Genomic DNA, 16,862 nt, shown 5'->3' on the forward strand with positions numbered 1-16,862 from the left:
CAGCTGTGTGTGCCGTTCAGGAAGAAGGCAGTAGTTCGGCGGTGCGCAGCACGGCCTGTGCTGCCTCGGCCGGACAGGTGCGCAGGAAGTAGTGGCCGCCCTCGGCGAGTTCGTTCAGGTCGACGCGGACCGCGAGGAGCTCCCAGTCGCGGTGGCGGCGCCGGTGATCAGCCGTGATCGGGTCGTCGGCGGCGACCACCACGGTGACCGGCGCGGACAGCTTCACCGCCGGGGGAGTGTCGAGGACGTGGGCGAAATAGCGGTGTGCGGACACGCAGTCGTGCCGGTAGGCGGCACCGACATGCTCGGCGCGCTGCGCATCCAGCTCATGGAGCTCGGTGTAGCCGCTGCCCGTACTCAGCTTCGCGGCGATCTCGGCGTTGCTCTGCCCGGTCAGCTCGGTGACGGCGTCGCGCCGGTCAGCGGCGTTGCCGAGCAACTGCGCGCCGACAAAGACCCGTTGGACATCCACCCCACGCTCCTCCAGCTGCCTGGCGGTCTCCACGGCGAAGGCCGAGCCCGAGGAGTGACCCCACAGCAGTACTCTGGGCAGGCCACGTTCGGTGATCTCGGCGACGACCTGCGCAACCACGTCCGCCATCGGCGCGAAAGGCTCGCTCTCGGCGGCCACGTCGTGACCGGGCAGCTCAACGGCGTAGACCGCGATCCCACTGCCCAGCAGCGCCTTGGCCATCGGCTGGAAGTTCACCGCGTTGCCGCCGGCGTAGGGGAAGCACACCAGGGCACCGGCTGGCGCACCCTCCGGTTCGGACAGCGACTGAAGCAGCCCAGAACGCCGATCGGACCTGCCGTCGACCAGCGCGGCCAGATCGGCGAGGACCGGATGACGGGTCACGTCCTTGAGCGATACCGCGCGGTCCAGGGTGATCACCAGCTTCACGGCCGACAGCGATGTGCCACCCCGGCCGAAGAAATGGTCCCGTCGATCGATCTGAGCCTGCGGGATGCCGAGCACCTCCGCCCAGGCGGCCGCCAGCCGCTGCTCGGTCGCGGTGTCCGGCGCGTGGTGACCTTCCTCGTAGTCCTCGACGACGTCGAGTTCTTCCGCGAGCGCCGCCAGCGCCCTCTTGTCGGTCTTGCCGTTGGCGGTCAGCGGCAGACTCTCCCGCCAGTGGAAGGCCGACGGCACCATGTACTCCGGCAGCGACTCACCCAGCCGGTCCCGCAGGTCCTCGGCCGGGAGTGATCCCGGGCCGGAGTAGAAGGCCACAAGGTGCTTGCTCCGGTCGGGCCGCTCGGCGACCACCACCGCGCCGTCGCGGACACCGGGCACCTGCAGCAGGGTGTTCTCGATCTCGCCGATCTCGATCCTGAAGCCACGGATCTTGACCTGGGTGTCGCGGCGTCCGAGGAACTCCAGCTTGCCCTCGGGCAGCCAGCGACCGTGGTCGCCACTGCGGTAGAGCCGGGCGCCCTCGCGGTGCGGGTCGGGCATGAAGGCCTGCTCGGTGCGATCAGGGTCGTTGACGTATCCGCGGCCGACGCAGACGCCGGAGAAGACGATCTCGCCGGAGGCGCCGAGCGGCACCGGTGACAGCTGCTCGTCGACGACGTAGACGTACACGTTGCTGACGGGGGGACCGAGCGGGACCCGTTCGCGGTCCGGCACCCGGTCCATGACCTCGTGGTTGGTGTCGTCGGAGGTCTCGGTCAGGCCGTACGCGTTGACCAGCTTGATGTCGGGCTCGGCCGCGAACCAGCGCTGTGTGAGCTCCTTCTTCAGCGCCTCACCGGTGACAGACACGTACCGCAGATCGGGCAGCTCCCGCGGATGCTGCTCCAGATACGTCAGTACGACCTCGAGGTACGACGGCACGACCTGGAGCACGGCGACCCGGCCGCGGGCGATCTTGTCCACGAACCGCTGGACGTCCAGGATCACCTCCTGCTCGACCAGCAGGGTCCGCCCACCGACCAGGAGCGCGGACACCAGTTGCCACAGCGAGATGTCGAAGCACTGGGGGGCGGTCTGGGCAACCACCTGCCCCTCGCCGATCTTCAGGTCGTCGATCTTGGCATAGAGGTGGTTGACCATGCCCGCGTGCTCGCACATCGCGCCCTTGGGCTCTCCCGTGGAGCCGGAGGTGAAGTAGATGTAGGCGAGTTGGTCCGGCGCAACGGCGATGCCCAGGTCGTCGTCGGCACGGCCCTCGTCGTACGCCGTGCCGACGAGGAGCTTCCGGACCCCCGGTAGCGAGTTCAGGGCCTGGTCGAGCGAGTCGGTGCTGCCGGGTTCGGTGAGCACGAGCCCGCACTCGGCGCGGGAGAGCATGGCCGCGATGCGGTCGGCCGGGAAGTGCGGCTCGACGGGCAGGTACACGCCTCCGGCCTTGAAGACCGCGAGGACGGCGGCCATCCAGTCCAGGTTTCTCTCGGTCACCACCGCGACGACACCTTCGCGCCGCAGCCCCCGCGCCAACAGGGCTCGTCCCAGCTGGTTGGCACGTGCGTTGAGCTCGTGGTACGTCCACTGCCGGTCGCCGTGCACGGCGGCGACGGCATCCGGGTGCAGCCTCACCCGCTGCTCGAACAGCTCGTGCATCCGGGTGTCCGGCAGGGTACGGCACGGTCCGGACAGCCCTTCGAGCTGGAACCGGAGCTCCTCGGTGGAAAGCAGGCTCTGCCGCGCGTGCTCGGCATCAGGATCCGCAGCGATGAGCGCGAGCGCGTTGACGTGGTAACTGGCGATCCTGGCGGCGTAGTCCGCGTCGAGTACGTCGGTCCGGTACCGCAGTCGCAGCACGGGGCGGCCACCGTGGTCCGAGAAGCCCACCCACAACACGGTGTCTCCGGCGAGATCGCCGCCGACGCCCGTCGGACAGGGACCGAAGGTCGGATTCGGATCGAAGACGGTCTCGATCGACGGTTCGGTCAGGCCCAGCTCGCGCCTGAGTGAGTCGACCGGAAAGTCCTTGTGCGACAGCAGTTCCGAGGCGACGCGATGGGTGTCCACCAGCAGCGCCCGCCACGATGGGGGTGCGGTCGTCAGCCGGCAGGGCAACGGTCGGCCGCCCTCCTCGGCGACGTAGCCGGTGGTGACGTCGTGCTCGCCGGACAGCGCGGCGAGTACCTTGGCGTGCGTGGCCAGCATCACGGAGTCGAGCGGCATCGTGAGGTCCTCCGCCAACCGGCGCAAGGCGCCCATGACGTCGTCCGGAATCGTGGCCTCGTGCTCGTCGACGCCCGTCCTCGGATGGAGCGTCCACCGCGGGATCGTGGTGGATCCGCCGGCGACGAGCACACCGCGCCAGAACTCCTGGTCCGCTTCCACTCGCCTTGCCATCGATCTGTCCCTCTCCGCTCGCCGTGGCCACCATGTCTGTCGCCGCCGGCCAGGGCGGCTCCACTGTCGTCGTTGCTCTCGGCAGACCGGCAGACCGATGTGTCCAACCAGGTGAGCCCGCTGACCGAGATGGTCCTGCTACCCCTTCCGCACCAGTGCTGTCGGTTGACGGGGGCCATCTCTCATCTCCGTGGCCGGGTTTCCACCCCACCGCGCGTGCTGCGGGACTTCCTCGCCCTTCATGAGAAAGGAGTCGGGCGCCAGCACTGAACCGTCACCCATCGTCACGCCGTAGTGGACGTGGGAGCCGACACCGAGGGTGCATCCGTCGCCGATCGTGCTGCGGTCGGACTTGAAGGTGCCGTCCTCCTGCGAGTGGCACTGGATCTTGCTCCCCGCATTGAGGGTGCAGTCGTTCCCGATGGTGGTGAGCATCCGCTCCGTCAGATAGCAGCCGTCATCGAAGACCCTGCTGCCGAGCCGAACACCCAGGAACCGCCAGATCACGTTCTTGAAGGGGGTGCCGTTGAAGAAGTTGAGGTACTCGTCAGGCACCTTCCACAGACGCTCGTGCCACCAGAAATACGGGTCGTAGATGGAGCACAACCGCGGCCGCAGCGCGCGGAAAGCCACGATGGCACGCTCCACCAGTACGAAATAGAGGGGGGTGAACGCCAGGGCGAACACCATGAATACCGCGATCGATACATGTCCAAAGGAGTCATACAGTTCGACATCCGCGAGGGCGAGCACCGTGAGCACGAAGAAGTACAGCCACCGCACGAGCAGGAAGAGGACCATCGAGCGGATGTTGTAGCGGTTCTTGGCAGCGAGGTTGCGGTGCAACTCGTCCCCGGTCCGCATGTGGTCGAACCGGGAGTCGCGTTCCACCGACCGGGGAATCTCGAAGCACGGTGAGCCGAGCAGACCCACCCCCTCGCGCATCTCGCCGTCGAGCGGAATCATCACTTTCGTCGCGAGGAGGCAGTTGTCGCCCGTCTTGGCCCCAGACGGATAGGCGATGTTGTTCCCGAGGAAGTTGTTCGTCCCGATCGACGCCCGGGACACCCGGAAAGACGTGCTCGAGAAGTCGGCATTGACGATCGACAGGCCGTCAGCGACCATCGTTCCGCTGCCCACAGAGCACAGGTACGGGGTCTCGTGCTGTACTTCCGTACCGAAGTTCGACCCGGTTTGCTCCACCTGGGACAGGTCGTATCCAAGACCGCGCAGATAGGGGACGATGTAGGAGCTGTCACCGAAGAGCCATGTGAAGAACTTCACGTTGGTGATGCGTGCGATCGCCCGGTGCGTCGAGTAATGAAAACCGTACAGCGGATATACCTTGTCCGGCTTGACGACCAGATTCAGCAGGCGCGGAACGGTGAACAGAACGGCGACGCCCACGACGACGAAGCTGAAGAACAGAACGCCGGAAACGATCAGCGCATCGACGTAGAGCTCCGGCGACCCGAGCCCTCCCGCGCCCGGGCCCAGCCGGTCGCTCAGCCCCGGTGCCTGTGTCAACAGCATGTACAGGCCCCCGACGGCCAGCGGCACGGAGAGGAAGAACAGCTGACCCACGGTGGCGAGGCCGAAGCCGAGCCGGCGCAGGGTGCCACACCTGGCGGGCGGGACCCTCACGTAGTCGAGCTCCGTGCGCTGCGCCGGAGATCCGTGCCACCGCTGGCCGTCCGGGACCGCCTGGCCGCTGTGGAGCGAGGACGTATGACCGAGCTGCGCCCCGTCACCCATGGACGTGTCGATGTCGAGCACGGTCTTCTCGCCGATGAACACATCCCGGCCAAGGATGACCGGGCCCGTCTGAATACGGCCGGCGTGCGCCCGGTAGCAGAGGAAGAAGGAGTCCTTGCGGATCACCGTGTCGGCGCCGATCGTGAGCAGGTCGGTGCAGACCGGAACGTTGCGGGAGAGGATCGTGACACCCTTGCCGATTCGTGCGCCGAGTGCACGCAGGTACAGCACGTACAGGGGATTACCGACGAAGAAGATCATCGGGTTGGCGTGGAGCAGCACCTTGACGGTCCAGAAGCGCAGATAGGCCAGACTCCAGACCGGGAATTCGCGTGCTTTCCACCGGCCGATAAGGATCCATTTGGCCACGACCGGTAAAGTGCACATGCCGACGAAGCCGGCGCCACCGAAGACGGTCGAGCGCAGGTAGATGTCCGTCAAACTCGAGCCGGCGGATACCCATGCATAGCCGCGGGCGGTGAAAATTGCAGCGAGGAAAGAATATCCCAGGAAAAGCAGGAACTGCAGCGTTCCGCAGAGGGTGTACTGCAGTGTGCTGAGCGGAGTCACCGCCTCCGACGATTCCGGGACCGGCGAACCGACGGGGGCGGGTGCGGCAACGGCACCGGTTCCGGCGTCGGTACCGGTATCGGCGAGCGCCGTCGCCAGGCTGCGGATCGTCGGGTAACGGTAGACATCTTTCATCGACACGGACGGTAAATCCGCCCGCTTTCTGACGCGTGCACAGAATTGAGCCATCACCAATGAATTACTGCCGAGGTCATCGAAGAAATGGCTGTCGACCGACACCTGCTTGACGCGCACGACGCCAGCGAGTACCTCGGCGAGATTCATCTCAGTGTCCGTCGACGGGCTGTTGTCCGGCACGGTTGTCAGGGACTTGGCAGACTTCTCCACCATGCAAGCTCCTTGAGGAAATATTGACCACCATCGCCGGTGCGACCGGCGCCCGGTCTCCTCGCGCTGAGCGTCGAGCGCTGGGCAGATAAAGCAACACGGACGCCGCGAGTTCGTGAATTCATGCCTTCACGAAACCATCACGCTTTAGTTTCCGTCGTCCACCGGCGGGGTGCCACTCGACTCGATCGCGGTGGTGCGACACGAGGGCTCGCCGGTGTCGGGGGACTCGGTTCCAAGGGCCTCAGCGCCGGACATGCGGACCAGGTTCGCATTACTGCATACGGGTGGCGCTGGCCTGGTCCGCAGGTGAGCTGAGCCGGCACTGAGCCGGGGTGCGTAACGGGTCACCCGGCGGTGATTTCCGCAGGTGGAGAAACATCTGGAATTCCGTGCCGCTGCCTGATATCCGAAGCAGAAAAAGGGTCCATGGCGGTCCGGTCGCAGACTCGCCACGAGCCCTCTGCGTACACTTCGATGCGTTCCTTCTGCATGCCGCTCAGTTTCAAACGCGGAGTTCATCGGAAGGGTTTCCGGGAGCGACGTACATGGATGCCCCTCCTTCGAGTCGCCTGACCGGCCGGCCGGGCCGGTGTGGGAGTACTTGGACGGGGCCCAAGATCGCGTCCACTCCGCTGCTCTCGGCTCGGGCTCCGGCGAACGGTCGCTGAGACGCCGGGAACAGCGTCGCGATCGCGTGCAAAGAGTCGTTTGGACAAGCGCACATGTTCCGCGACGCGTGCCAGGCAACTCCGAAAGATGAAGTCGCCGTCGAGCCGAGCGGAACATGACGGCCGCTCGGCACTGCAGCAGTGATCACGCCCGCAATCGTGTCAGCGGCCTGCTGGTCGGCGATCGCATTTCCCGGGCGCGCCGGGCGTCTGCGGTACTGGTCACACCCTCCGGAAGCCGAGCGTCTCCCCCGCCGCCCCCGACCGCCACAGGTCGTTGCACGCCTCCGCCATGGTCTCGAGGCCCTCGACGACCTGACCCCACACGATGCCCGGCACCCACCCCACGTCCCCGTTGAGGAGGAGGTTGTTGCGCTCGTAGAACAGGGCGAGGTCCACCACGGTCGCCGTCGTGCGCACCTCGCGGTCGTAGCCGTACGCCCGGGTCCCCAACTCCGTTCCCGCGAAGGAGAAGTAGCACAGGTCGCCCGGGATCGGGGTCACCGTCGGGTTCTCCAGCGGCGGTTCGGCGGCGGCGAAGGGCGGGAAGAGCGCGTAGATCTCGTTGCGGGCGTACTTCGCGTGGTAGACGTCACCGGCGAGCGGCAGGGCGTCCCAGACGGCGGCGCAGGTGACCGGGGCGCGGTCGTCGAGGAGCTTCGCGGTGCAGCGGACGTCGCGCTCGGCGAGGGAGAGTTCCACATAACGGTCGGCCATGCCCTGTTCCCTCCCCGGCCGCACGGGTCTCATACCCACCCACCCTCGGAAACGGGCCGGTCACGCTCCGGTCACCGTTGCATCACATCGCACGGCGGCCCTGCATACCCCCCGCGGATCGGGCAGACGCCTCCACTGGCCGCGGCCGCATGTCAGGCACGACTCTGGAGGTTGCACGTCCATGACCGAGTTCCCGAACCTGTCCCGCAGGGGCTTCCTCACCAGAACCGCAGCCGTCGGCGGCCTGTTGACCGTCCCCGGACTCCTCGCCGCGTGCAGCAAGACCGACACCGGCAGCTCCGGCGAGGGCTCGACCCTGGACAAGCTCAAGGAGCAGGGCTACGTACGGGTGGCCTACGCCAACGAGGCCCCCTACGGCTACGAGGAGGGCGGGAAGCTCAAGGGCGAGGCGCCCACTCTGCACCGGGAGATCTTCAAGGCCCTCGGCGTGGACGAACTGCGGCCGACCTTCTCCGAGTGGGACGGTCTGATCCCCGGGCTGCAGGCCGGCAAGTACGACGTGATCAGTGCCGGGATGGCGATCATCCCGGAGCGCTGTGAGCGGGCGCTGTTCTCGGAGCCGGAGTTCATCTCGCCCACCGCGCTGATGGTGAAGAAGGGAAACCCCCAGAACCTGACCGACCTGGCGTCGGTGAAGAAGGCCGGGGCGACCATCGGCGTGATGTCGGGTGCGGTCGAGAAGAACTACGCCACCGGCGCCGGTATCGCCGACGGCGACATCAGGACGCTGCAGAAGCCGCAGGACGGCGCGGACGCGGTCAAGGGCGGCCGGATCGACGCGTTCCTGCTCACCGGGATCTCCCTGAACTGGCTCGCCAAGAACAACTCGGGCCTGGAGGTCACCGACTCGTTCGTCCCGGAGCTCGACGGCGTCAAGCAGTACAGCCCGGGCGGTGCCGTCTTCCGCCAGGGCAGCGAGGACCTGCGGGACGCCTTCAACAGGGAGCTGAAGAAGATCACTTCGGATCCGGACCGCTATGTGCAGCTGATCGGCGAGTACGGCTTCGGCAAGGACACCATCCCGCCGGCGGACCTGAAGACCGCCGACCTGTGCAAGGGCTGACGGGACCCGGCTGCCCATGGGTGACTTCTTCACATACTTCTTCGACCATCTGCCGGACGTCTGGTCCGGGCTGGGCACGACCCTGGCGGCGACGGTCCTCGGCTCGGCCGTGGCGCTCGCCCTGGCGTTCGTGTTCGGCTTCATGGCGCGCAGCGGGTCCGTGCTCGTGCGGGGGGTGTCACGGGTCGTCGTGGAGTTCTTCCGCGGCACCTCGCTGTACGTCCAGCTGTTCTGGCTGTACTACGCGTTTCCGCTCCTGTTCGGATACGAACTGACCCCGCTGTTCTGCGGCGTCGTGGCGTTCGGCATGAACTACGGGGCGTACGGCTCCGAGGTCGTGCGCGGTGCGCTGAACGCCGTACCGAAGGCGCAGTGGGAGGCGGCCGTCGCGCTGAACATGACACCGGCGCAGCGGATGCGCCGGGTGGTCCTGCCGCAGGCGTGGGTGCAGATGATCCCGTCGTTCACCAACCTGCTGATCCAGCTGCTGAAGTGCACGCCGCTGCTCTGGCTGATCTCGGCCGCCGACCTGACGACCGTGGTCCAGCAGATGCGGGACCGCACGGGCGAGACGACCTGGGCGTATCTGACGCTGCTGGTGATGTACTTCGTCCTCGCCTACGCGCTGACCCTGCTGATGAACGCCCTCGAGCGGCACGCCAAGGCCCGGCTGGGACAGCACACCGGCGTGCGCGGGCTGCTGCGCAGCCGTAGTGCGCAGCCCGCCGAGGCGGCGGGGACGAGCGCGGGAGGCTCGCTGTGAACTACAACTGGGACTGGGCCTCCGTCGGCGACTCGCTGCCGCTGCTGTGGGAGGGCTTCAAGACCACGCTGCTGGCCACGGTGCTCGGCACCCTGGTGGCCGCCGTGCTCGGGCTGATCGTCGCGATGGCCGGGCGGGCGCCCAGCCGGCTGGTGACGGTGCCGGTGCGGGCGGTCACCGAGTTCGTCCGGTCCACCCCGCTGCTGGTGCAGCTGGCCGGCGCGTACGCGGTGTTCAACACGGTCGAGCCGCTGACCATCGGTGTCACGGTGCTCGGCATCCACTACGCCTCGTACCTGTCGGAGGTGTACCGGGCGGGCATCGACGCCGTGCCGAAGGGCCAGTGGGAGGCCTGCCGGGCGCTGTCGATGTCGCCGCGCCGCACCTGGCAGGCCGTGATCCTGCCGCAGGCGGTGCGCAACGTCCTGCCCGCGCTGGGCAACTACGCGATTTCGATGTTCAAGGAGACCCCCTTCCTGGCCGTCATCACGGTCTCGGAGATGGTCGCCGAGGCCCGGGAGTACGGCGCGACCCACTTCGTCTACGCCGAGACCTTCACGCTCGCGGGCCTGATCTTCCTGGCGGCGAGCTACCCGACCTCGCTGCTGATGAGAAAGCTGGAGAAGCGCCTTGGCCACTGACCCCCTGCAGAAGACGAGTCCCGAGCCGTCCGTGGCCGACACCGCCCCACCCGGCCACCTGGTGGAGTTCGACCAGGTGGTCAAGCGGTACGGCGACCATGTGGTCCTCGACCACCTGGACTTCACCGTCGACCGCGGACAGCACGTCACCCTGATCGGCCCCAGCGGCTCCGGCAAGACCACCATCCTGCGGCTGCTGATGACGCTGGAGCAGGTCAGCGATGGTGTGATCATGGTGGACGGGCAGTCCCTGACCCATATGCCGGGGCCGAACGGCTCCCTCAGGCCCGCCAACGAGAAGCACCAGCGGGAGATCCGCAAGAAGATCGGGATGGTCTTCCAGCAGTTCAACCTGTTCCCGAACATGAACGTGCTGCAGAACATCACCGAGGCCCCGGTCAACGTGCTCGGCCTCGACCGCGCCGAGGCCGAGGAACGCGCCCGGGACCTGCTGCAGCTGGTGGGCCTGGAGGAGAAGGCCGGCGCACATCCGACGCAGCTGTCCGGCGGTCAGCAGCAGCGGGTGGCGATCGCCCGCGCGCTGGCCATGCGGCCGGAGATCCTGCTGCTGGACGAGGTGACCTCGGCGCTGGACCCGGAGCTGGTGCACGGCGTTCTCGATGTGCTCAGGGACATCGCGCACACCACGGACATCACCCTGCTCTGCGTGACCCACGAGATGAACTTCGCCCGGGACATCTCGGACCGGGTCATGATGTTCGACAAGGGCAAGGTCATCGAGTCCGGCACCCCGGAGAAGATCTTCGGCGATCCGGACCACGAGCGGACCAGGGAGTTCCTCGGAGCGGTGCTCTGAGGAGACTGCCATTGGCATATGCCATTCGCCTACGCCCTGCTGAGAGGGTCGCAATCTGGTCAACTACCGCTCGCCACCAGCCCCTTGGCGGCTATCGTGGAGGGGATCCGCCGTCCGGACTTACGGCCAGACAGTAAGCGCAGGGGGGATACACCGTGGCGCTGACGCACGAGCCGACCGCGCCGTACCACTCGGCTCAGGACGCCCTGCGCGTCCTGGAGACGGTGGCACGGCACACCTCCGGTGTCACCGACACCGAGATAGCCCGCCACACCGGCCTCGGCGCGGAGCGGCTCACCGGCCTCCTGCGGATGCTGCGCCGCGAGGGCTACGTCGAGCAGGTCACCGACGGCGCGTATGTGACGGGCGTCGCCCTCACCCGCCTCGGCTCCGCCCAGAACCGCGAGGAAGCCCTGCGCGAACAGCTCCAGCGGGCCCTCGACCGACTGCGCGACTCCGTCGGCGCCGCCGTCTACATCAGCCGGTACGTCGACGGAGAAATCAAAATCACCCAATACGCGGACGGTCCCGCCACCCCGGCGGTCAACGAGTGGGTCGACTTCCGCTACTCCGCCCATGCCACGGCGGTCGGCAAGAGCCTGCTCGGCCAGCTCGACCACAACGGCCGTCGCGAGCACCTCTCCCGGCACAAGATGGCCCGTCTCACCTCGCGCACCATCACCAGCGACAAGCTGCTGCTGTCCCGGCTGGAGGCCCAGCCGCCCACGGTGCCCGTGCTGGACCTGCAGGAATACGCGGTCGGCACGGTCTGCGCGGCCGTCCCGATCACGGCCGGCTCCGCCGTGGGCTGCCTGGCCCTGTCCCTGCCCGTCGAGCGCGCCCACCGGCTGCGCGAGGCCGCGGACACCCTGAACCGCAACGCGGCGCCGGTCCTGCTGTCGCTGGCGATCTAGGTGCTCCGGGCCACTGGTCCGGAGCACCCTTCTGGACCAGGTAGTATTTTCTGTGTCGCCGACCGCGAGAGCGGACGGCGGGAGTCATGCGCCGCTAGCTCAGTTGGTTAGAGCAGCTGACTCTTAATCAGCGGGTCCGGGGTTCGAGTCCCTGGCGGCGCACAGATGAGGAGCCCTTCGCGGAAGCGAGGGGCTCCTTCGCTCTTCGGCCGCTAGGGCCGGCCTAGGAGGCGGCCGCGCCGAACGAGGCCATGAAGCCGACGCAGAACACGACGATCACCCCGAGGAACGCCAGGACTCCCAGCGTGCCCGCCGCGTTCCTGACCGGGCTCGGCCGACGGGCCGTGGCGACGGTCTCCCGGCCTTCCGCGTAGTACACGGTCACGATGTCGCCCTCGACGACCGTCGCCGGGCCGCCCTCCTCCTCGAACCTGACCAGGCGACCGTCGCGAGCCCTGAACTCGTAGACGTGGTGCAGCGCCGTACGCACGGAGGAGTCATGACCGCCGCCGTGCGCCGTCGTGAACATCCGCAGACAGCGCGCCTCGGCCGTCAGGCCGCTGGTCCAGGCGCTCCTGAGCTGCAGCGAGCGGCGCACCACGCGGTACGCCATGAAGAGGGCCACGCCCATGATCAGTCCGGGCACGACATAGAACAGCGCGTCCATCGCACTCCCCCGAGGTCAGTACGCCGGCCCGGTCCGGCCGGCGTGCGAGGAACCTACCCACGTCGGCCGGACCGTTCGCTCAAGGGAGCCTCAGAGATCTTCGGGATCAGAACTTCGGGGATCAGAACGTGACGTCCGAGCAGGCGTAGAACGCGTTGGCCGTGTCGGCGATCGTCCACACCGCGACGATCACATGCCGGCCGCTGAGCCCGGACGGCAGGGTGCCGCTGTGCGAGAGGGTCTGCGGCGGGCGCTGACCGCCGTAGGGAACCGTGAGGAACGGGGTCAGGTTGAGGTCGGAGCGGGCCAGGTTGTGGTTCTGGTTCCAGCCCGGCTTGGTGACGTAGTACTTGAAGTCGGTCGTGGCGTGCATGGCGGTGAACTGCCAACGGAAGGTGTAGCTCTGACCGCCGTTCACCTTGGTGGCGGGCCAGGCGGCGCCGGACGGTGTCCTCGGTGCGCTGAGCTGGGCGAACTGACTCAGGCCGGCGTTGCATATCTGCCCGTCGGCCGGGCCGGCGGCCGGGAAGCCCTTCGGGCCCTCGACGCTCTGCGGCTCCCACTGGATGGGGCCGCAGTTGGTCACCGTGCCGTTCTGGCAGAGCTTCTGCCGGCTGATGGGCAGGTCGGTGTAGCCGTGGCCGCTGGCGCCGCCGGAGGAGAGCACGAGGGCGCCGGTGGTCGCCAGACCTACCATCGCGGCGGACAACTTGGTCTTTTTGCGCATACTGCCGCTCCTGGAGAACGTGGGGGAAGTTCAGCGAGCTTGCAGGTCTAGACCAAGTCTGAGCGTATTGCCGTTAGTTGGCTGTGTCCATATCAAAGGCGTGTCCATATCAAGGACGCGTCCATACCCATCACGGACCTGTTTCTCCCCGCCCCGCACAGAACGCCACCGTCAAGTCCTTGACCAGCACCTTGCGTTCGTAGTCGTCCAGCTCCACCAGCCCGCGCATGGTCAGCCGCGTCACCGTGTCCTCCACCGAGTCGACCACCGATGTCAGCACGCTCGCCCGGTGCTGTGCGTCCAGCGCGGCGATCCGGCGGCGGTGCATCGCGGCGGCGACCTCAGGGGCGTACTCGAGCCGCACCGGCTGTACCGAGAAGATCTCCAGCCCGACCGGCGCCACGTCCGCCGCCACCAGCCGGGTCAGTGCGTCCGTGGCCGCCTCCACGCCGGCCCGCGCACCGGCCGGCATCTCCACCGGCACCCGCAGGAGCCCCGCCTCCACGCACTCGCGCAGATACGTCTCGTGGTCCTCCACGCCCAGCACGGCCCGCGCGGTGTCCCGCACCCGCCACACCACCAGGACCACCACCCGCAGCGCCGCCCCGCTCCGGTCGGCCGCGGGCATCGGCTCGCTGCGCCAGTGCCGCAGCCGTACGTCGGCCCGGCGGCGCAGCAGCAGCGGGTTGACCCACATCAGGCCGGTACGCCGGACGGTCCCCCGGTAGCGGCCGAACAGATCGAGCACCCAGGCCCGCCCGGTGCGCCCCCGGGACAGCCCCCCGAAGCCGAACAGGCCGAGCGCCCCGGCCCCGGCGTACCCCGCCCACTGCGCCGGCCCGAGCCCGGTCCCCGCGAACGCCGGCAGCCCCAGCGCCTGCGCCGCGAACGGCGGCAGCGTGCCCGCCCACCAGGAGGTGACCGCGCACCCGGCCAGCCCGGCGGCACCGGCGAGCACCCCGACCACCCCGGGCAGCGCCCGCGCGGGCCGTTCCACCAGGTCGAGGTCGATCCGTGCCACCGGGCGGGCCTTCGCGGGCGCCGGGCGGCGCAGCCGCGGCTGCTCGCCGGTGCCCTGGCGGCGGTTCACCACGGTCGGCCTGAGCGGCACGGACACCGGGTCGGGGTCGTCGCGGAACAGCAGATGGACGGGGATCTCGGTGGTCGTCTCGTTCTGGATCACCCGGGCGGGCCGGGCCGGGGCCCCGTCGGCGCCGCCGGACCCGGGCGGCTGGGGAGTGGTCGTGGTCATGTGTGCCTCCAGCCTCCGCGCCAGATGCGTCAGAACAGGTGGTGCAGCAGGTGGTACAGGTGGTCAGGAAAAGAGCCGTCGCCAGGTCTCCGGCCCCGGGTAGCCGTCCGCCGCGCCGCCCCGCCAGCCCTGGGAGCGCTGGAAGGCCTCGACGTTCCGCCGGTCCGCCTCGCCCCAACGCGGCCCCGGCCCGGTGCCGGCGTAGTGCTTGCCGAACCCTTTCCTCACGAGCTGTTTCCCGAGCAGCGTGACGTGCGCGTTGTCCGCACCTGGCCGGAACATGCCCCGGCCGGGGTAGGCCGGGACCCGCGAGGCGGACGCGAGCGGACCGGCCGCTCCGGCGTGGACGGCCTTGCCCTCCTCCTTGGTGTCCTGCGGTACGACGGTCTCCTGCGGCACGACAGTCTCCTGCGGCGCGGCGGTGTCCTGCGGCGCCGCGGTCTCCTCCACACCGGCCACGTCCGCCTTGACGCCCTTGTAGCGATAGGGGACATAACGGTCGGAGTTGGTCCAGTAGGCGTACGGCGTGGTCTGCCTGCGGGCGTGCGGGCGGGTCGACTCGTAGGCGATGTAGTACGTGTGGGTGTAGTCCGTCCAGCCGCCGAAAAGGACCACGTGCGAGCCGTTCTGCGGGTTGGCCGGGTTGTGGAACAGCAACATGTCGCCGGGCTGGAGTTCCTCCTTGGTGATCCGCACCCCGAACTCGTGGAGGGAGCCGGTCCACTCGTTTCCCGGCAGCTTCCAGGCCATCGAGACAAAGCCCGAGCAGTCCTGCCGGTAACCGTCGGTCCAGTAGTGGGTCATGCTGTACGGCACTTTCTCCGCGACCCATTTCTTGGCGCGGTTGATGATCTCCGCGCGGGTGATCTCGGGCAGCGGGACGGCACCCGCCGGCTCGGCCGGTGTCCCGCCCTGGCCGTGCAGCGGGGCTCTGCCGCCCTGGGGAGTGGCAGGCGCTTCACCTGCGGGAACGCCGGGTCGATGGGGGGCATGGGGGACGGCCAGGGCGGGGGCGGTATGGCTCACGCCGAGTGCCGCCGAGGCCATGGCGGCGACGGCCAGCGCGCGGGTTGCGGCCGGGCGGCCGACGGTGGAATGCGGCGACACAGGGGGGACGCGGCGCCAGTGGGCGCAGCCGGGGCAGTCGCAGTCGCTCGTGGGATCGAATTCCTCGAATACCGGAGGCTCCATGCGATTCCCCTCACACTCCAGATGGAAATGTCCAGGCCGGTGCACGTTGATCAGTTTCACAACTGTCTTCCCGGTGCGCATGTTGACGGTCCGAACGATGTACAGGGCCCCTGGAGGGCCGGGGCCGGCCCCGCTCCCGTGGTCCGGAGCACCCCGGAAGGTCATGTAGAGTTAACGATGTCAGCACGCGCCGCTAGCTCAGTTGGTTAGAGCAGCTGACTCTTAATCAGCGGGTCCGGGGTTCGAGTCCCTGGCGGCGCACGATGTCGATGGCGAGGCAGGTTCGCAGAAAGCGCGAACCGCCTCGCCATCGCCGTTTCTGCGCGGCGCGCGGCGCGCCGCGCGCAGTGGGGGCTCCGCCACCCACCCCCCTCTCCGCCGGCCGCCGTGACCGCGGGCCCAGCAGCGAACGCCGAGTCCCCGCACCGACCGGAAGGCCCCTCGCCACAGCGAGGGGCCTTTTGCGTGACCGGAAGCGGGGCCTCCCCTCATTTGGCCGGTTACCCTCTGGCCATGGCAGCGCGTGACCTCCACGAGAGGATCAAGAAGCTCATCGTCGACCGCCGGCTGACCTCCGGGTCCCCGCTGCCGACCGAGCCCGAGCTGATGGAGTTCCTCGGCGCGAGCCGGAACTCGGTGCGGGAGGCCCTGAAGGGACTCCAGGCGATGGGGATCGTGGAGATACGGCACGGCTTCGGCACCTACGTCGGCCGGATGTCGTTCGCCCCGATGATCGAGGGCCTCGCGTTCCGCACGGTCGCCGGGCACTACCGCGGGGAGGACTCCCTGCTTCAGCTGCTCGAGCTGCGCGAGGCGGTGGAGACGGGACTGGTCTCCCGGCTCGCGGGCCGGCTCCCGCAGGCGGACCTCGTTGAACTGGACGCCCTCGTGGACCGTATGGATGAGCAGGCCGCGCAGGGCGCCGGTCTCGCCGAGACCGACCGTGCCTTTCACGCCACCCTCTACCAGGGGCTGGACAACGTGCTGCTGAGCGAGGTGCTCGAGGCGTTCTGGGACGCCTTCCACCGGGTGAGCAGGGATCTCGTGGAGGTGCCGCAGGACCCGAGGGTCACCTGCCGGCAGCATCGGGAGATCCTGGATGCGGTGCGGTCCGGTGACTCGATCCGAGCGGAGGAGGCTATAAGGGATCACTTCGGCAACATTCGTGCACGACTGGTCTCAAGCGCACCAGCGGACGCCAACTTGCGTCCCAATGAGCGCGTATAGCCGGTAAATACCGTGTATCGCATCTTGCGATCATGCTGAACGGCGTAGAACCCTGGTTTGCAAGAGGCTGCGGATACGCGCCAATTGGGGGGCACGAAACCGGTTGCCGGTGCTGCGGGGAGAGGGGCCCCGTTCGTGAAGCGATGCCGAGGGGGGCATCATGCAACCGGAACGTCGTAGTTCCATGTCTATAGAGTGTGGATGACGTGGTGAC

13 protein-coding genes and 2 tRNA genes are annotated in these 16,862 nt (G+C 68.2%); 8 read left to right on the top strand and 7 right to left on the bottom strand.

Going from position 1 to position 16,862, the window contains the following annotated elements; genetic code table 11:
- Window positions 1–16: 16 nt before the first annotated feature.
- The 3 genes from ACFV7R_RS08275 to ACFV7R_RS08285 form a co-directional block, all read right to left on the bottom strand.
- Window positions 17–3,304, bottom strand: coding sequence for an amino acid adenylation domain-containing protein (locus tag ACFV7R_RS08275; RefSeq protein WP_385261295.1), 3,288 nt, complete (start codon window positions 3,302–3,304; stop codon window positions 17–19).
- A 138-nt stretch (window positions 3,305–3,442) separates the two neighbouring features.
- Complete coding sequence (locus tag ACFV7R_RS08280) at window positions 3,443–5,980, bottom strand: Pls/PosA family non-ribosomal peptide synthetase (RefSeq protein ID WP_385261298.1); 2,538 nt, start codon at window positions 5,978–5,980, stop codon at window positions 3,443–3,445.
- Between the two features lie 890 nt (window positions 5,981–6,870).
- On the bottom strand, window positions 6,871–7,365 hold the full coding sequence (locus tag ACFV7R_RS08285; protein ID WP_385261300.1) for a DUF3830 family protein: 495 nt from the start codon (window positions 7,363–7,365) through the stop codon (window positions 6,871–6,873).
- Window positions 7,366–7,546: 181 nt separating this feature from the next.
- On the opposite strand from ACFV7R_RS08285, the gene ehuB reads away from it, so the two are divergent.
- The 6 genes from ehuB to ACFV7R_RS08315 all read left to right on the top strand — a co-directional run bounded on the left by ehuB (window position 7,547) and on the right by ACFV7R_RS08315 (window position 11,746).
- On the top strand, window positions 7,547–8,449 hold the full coding sequence (gene ehuB / locus ACFV7R_RS08290; RefSeq protein ID WP_385261302.1) for an ectoine/hydroxyectoine ABC transporter substrate-binding protein EhuB: 903 nt from the start codon (window positions 7,547–7,549) through the stop codon (window positions 8,447–8,449).
- 16 nt (window positions 8,450–8,465) lie between these two features.
- On the top strand, window positions 8,466–9,212 hold the full coding sequence (gene ehuC / locus ACFV7R_RS08295; RefSeq protein ID WP_385261304.1) for an ectoine/hydroxyectoine ABC transporter permease subunit EhuC: 747 nt from the start codon (window positions 8,466–8,468) through the stop codon (window positions 9,210–9,212).
- Entirely contained in the window at window positions 9,209–9,853 is a 645-nt protein-coding gene (gene ehuD / locus ACFV7R_RS08300) for an ectoine/hydroxyectoine ABC transporter permease subunit EhuD (protein WP_385261307.1), read from the top strand. Before ehuC ends, ehuD begins: the two co-directional genes overlap by 4 nt.
- Complete coding sequence (gene ehuA / locus ACFV7R_RS08305; RefSeq protein WP_385261310.1) at window positions 9,843–10,670, top strand: ectoine/hydroxyectoine ABC transporter ATP-binding protein EhuA; 828 nt, start codon at window positions 9,843–9,845, stop codon at window positions 10,668–10,670. The genes ehuD and ehuA overlap by 11 nt, the downstream gene beginning before the upstream one ends.
- 155 nt (window positions 10,671–10,825) lie before the next feature.
- Window positions 10,826–11,584, top strand: coding sequence for an IclR family transcriptional regulator (locus ACFV7R_RS08310; RefSeq protein ID WP_385261312.1), 759 nt, complete (start codon window positions 10,826–10,828; stop codon window positions 11,582–11,584).
- Between the two features lie 88 nt (window positions 11,585–11,672).
- Window positions 11,673–11,746 (top strand) — tRNA-Lys (locus ACFV7R_RS08315).
- Between the two features lie 61 nt (window positions 11,747–11,807).
- Here ACFV7R_RS08315 and ACFV7R_RS08320 read toward each other — a convergent pair.
- The 4 genes from ACFV7R_RS08320 to ACFV7R_RS08335 all read right to left on the bottom strand — a co-directional run bounded on the left by ACFV7R_RS08320 (window position 11,808) and on the right by ACFV7R_RS08335 (window position 15,421).
- Window positions 11,808–12,251 (bottom strand): hypothetical protein, encoded by a 444-nt coding sequence (locus ACFV7R_RS08320; RefSeq protein ID WP_385261315.1) that lies wholly within the window; start codon window positions 12,249–12,251, stop codon window positions 11,808–11,810.
- 121 nt (window positions 12,252–12,372) lie between these two features.
- Window positions 12,373–12,978 carry a lytic polysaccharide monooxygenase gene (locus tag ACFV7R_RS08325; protein WP_385261317.1) on the bottom strand — a complete coding sequence of 202 codons (606 nt, stop codon included), beginning with the start codon at window positions 12,976–12,978 and terminating at the stop codon, window positions 12,373–12,375.
- 130 nt (window positions 12,979–13,108) lie between these two features.
- Window positions 13,109–14,230 (bottom strand): SPFH domain-containing protein, encoded by a 1,122-nt coding sequence (locus ACFV7R_RS08330; protein ID WP_385261320.1) that lies wholly within the window; start codon window positions 14,228–14,230, stop codon window positions 13,109–13,111.
- Between the two features lie 63 nt (window positions 14,231–14,293).
- A complete protein-coding gene (locus ACFV7R_RS08335; protein ID WP_385261323.1) occupies window positions 14,294–15,421 on the bottom strand; it encodes a peptidoglycan-binding protein in 1,128 nt (375 codons plus the stop codon).
- Window positions 15,422–15,608: 187 nt separating this feature from the next.
- Here ACFV7R_RS08335 and ACFV7R_RS08340 point away from each other — a divergent pair.
- Window positions 15,609–15,682: transfer RNA gene (locus tag ACFV7R_RS08340), tRNA-Lys, on the top strand.
- A gap of 252 nt (window positions 15,683–15,934) precedes the next feature.
- Window positions 15,935–16,648 (top strand): FadR/GntR family transcriptional regulator, encoded by a 714-nt coding sequence (locus tag ACFV7R_RS08345; RefSeq protein WP_385261326.1) that lies wholly within the window; start codon window positions 15,935–15,937, stop codon window positions 16,646–16,648.
- The last annotated feature ends 214 nt before the right edge of the window (window positions 16,649–16,862 follow it).

It is taken from the genome of Streptomyces sp. NPDC059866 (assembly GCF_042731325.1).
GTDB lineage: Bacteria > Actinomycetota > Actinomycetes > Streptomycetales > Streptomycetaceae > Streptomyces > Streptomyces flavusporus.

What these genes read in the sequence shown, in the direction of transcription:
- ACFV7R_RS08330 (WP_385261320.1), bottom strand. Translation starts at nt 14,230, where the DNA reads ATGACCACGACCACTCCCCAGCCGCCCGGGTCCGGCGGCGCCGACGGG.
- ACFV7R_RS08275 (WP_385261295.1), bottom strand. Translation starts at nt 3,304, where the DNA reads ATGGCAAGGCGAGTGGAAGCGGACCAGGAGTTCTGGCGCGGTGTGCTC.
- ACFV7R_RS08285 (WP_385261300.1), bottom strand. Translation starts at nt 7,365, where the DNA reads ATGGCCGACCGTTATGTGGAACTCTCCCTCGCCGAGCGCGACGTCCGC.
- ACFV7R_RS08345 (WP_385261326.1), top strand. Translation starts at nt 15,935, where the DNA reads ATGGCAGCGCGTGACCTCCACGAGAGGATCAAGAAGCTCATCGTCGAC.
- ehuB (WP_385261302.1), top strand. Translation starts at nt 7,547, where the DNA reads ATGACCGAGTTCCCGAACCTGTCCCGCAGGGGCTTCCTCACCAGAACC.
- ACFV7R_RS08320 (WP_385261315.1), bottom strand. Translation starts at nt 12,251, where the DNA reads ATGGACGCGCTGTTCTATGTCGTGCCCGGACTGATCATGGGCGTGGCC.
- ACFV7R_RS08280 (WP_385261298.1), bottom strand. Translation starts at nt 5,980, where the DNA reads ATGGTGGAGAAGTCTGCCAAGTCCCTGACAACCGTGCCGGACAACAGC.
- ACFV7R_RS08325 (WP_385261317.1), bottom strand. Translation starts at nt 12,978, where the DNA reads ATGCGCAAAAAGACCAAGTTGTCCGCCGCGATGGTAGGTCTGGCGACC.
- ACFV7R_RS08335 (WP_385261323.1), bottom strand. Translation starts at nt 15,421, where the DNA reads ATGGAGCCTCCGGTATTCGAGGAATTCGATCCCACGAGCGACTGCGAC.
- ehuC (WP_385261304.1), top strand. Translation starts at nt 8,466, where the DNA reads ATGGGTGACTTCTTCACATACTTCTTCGACCATCTGCCGGACGTCTGG.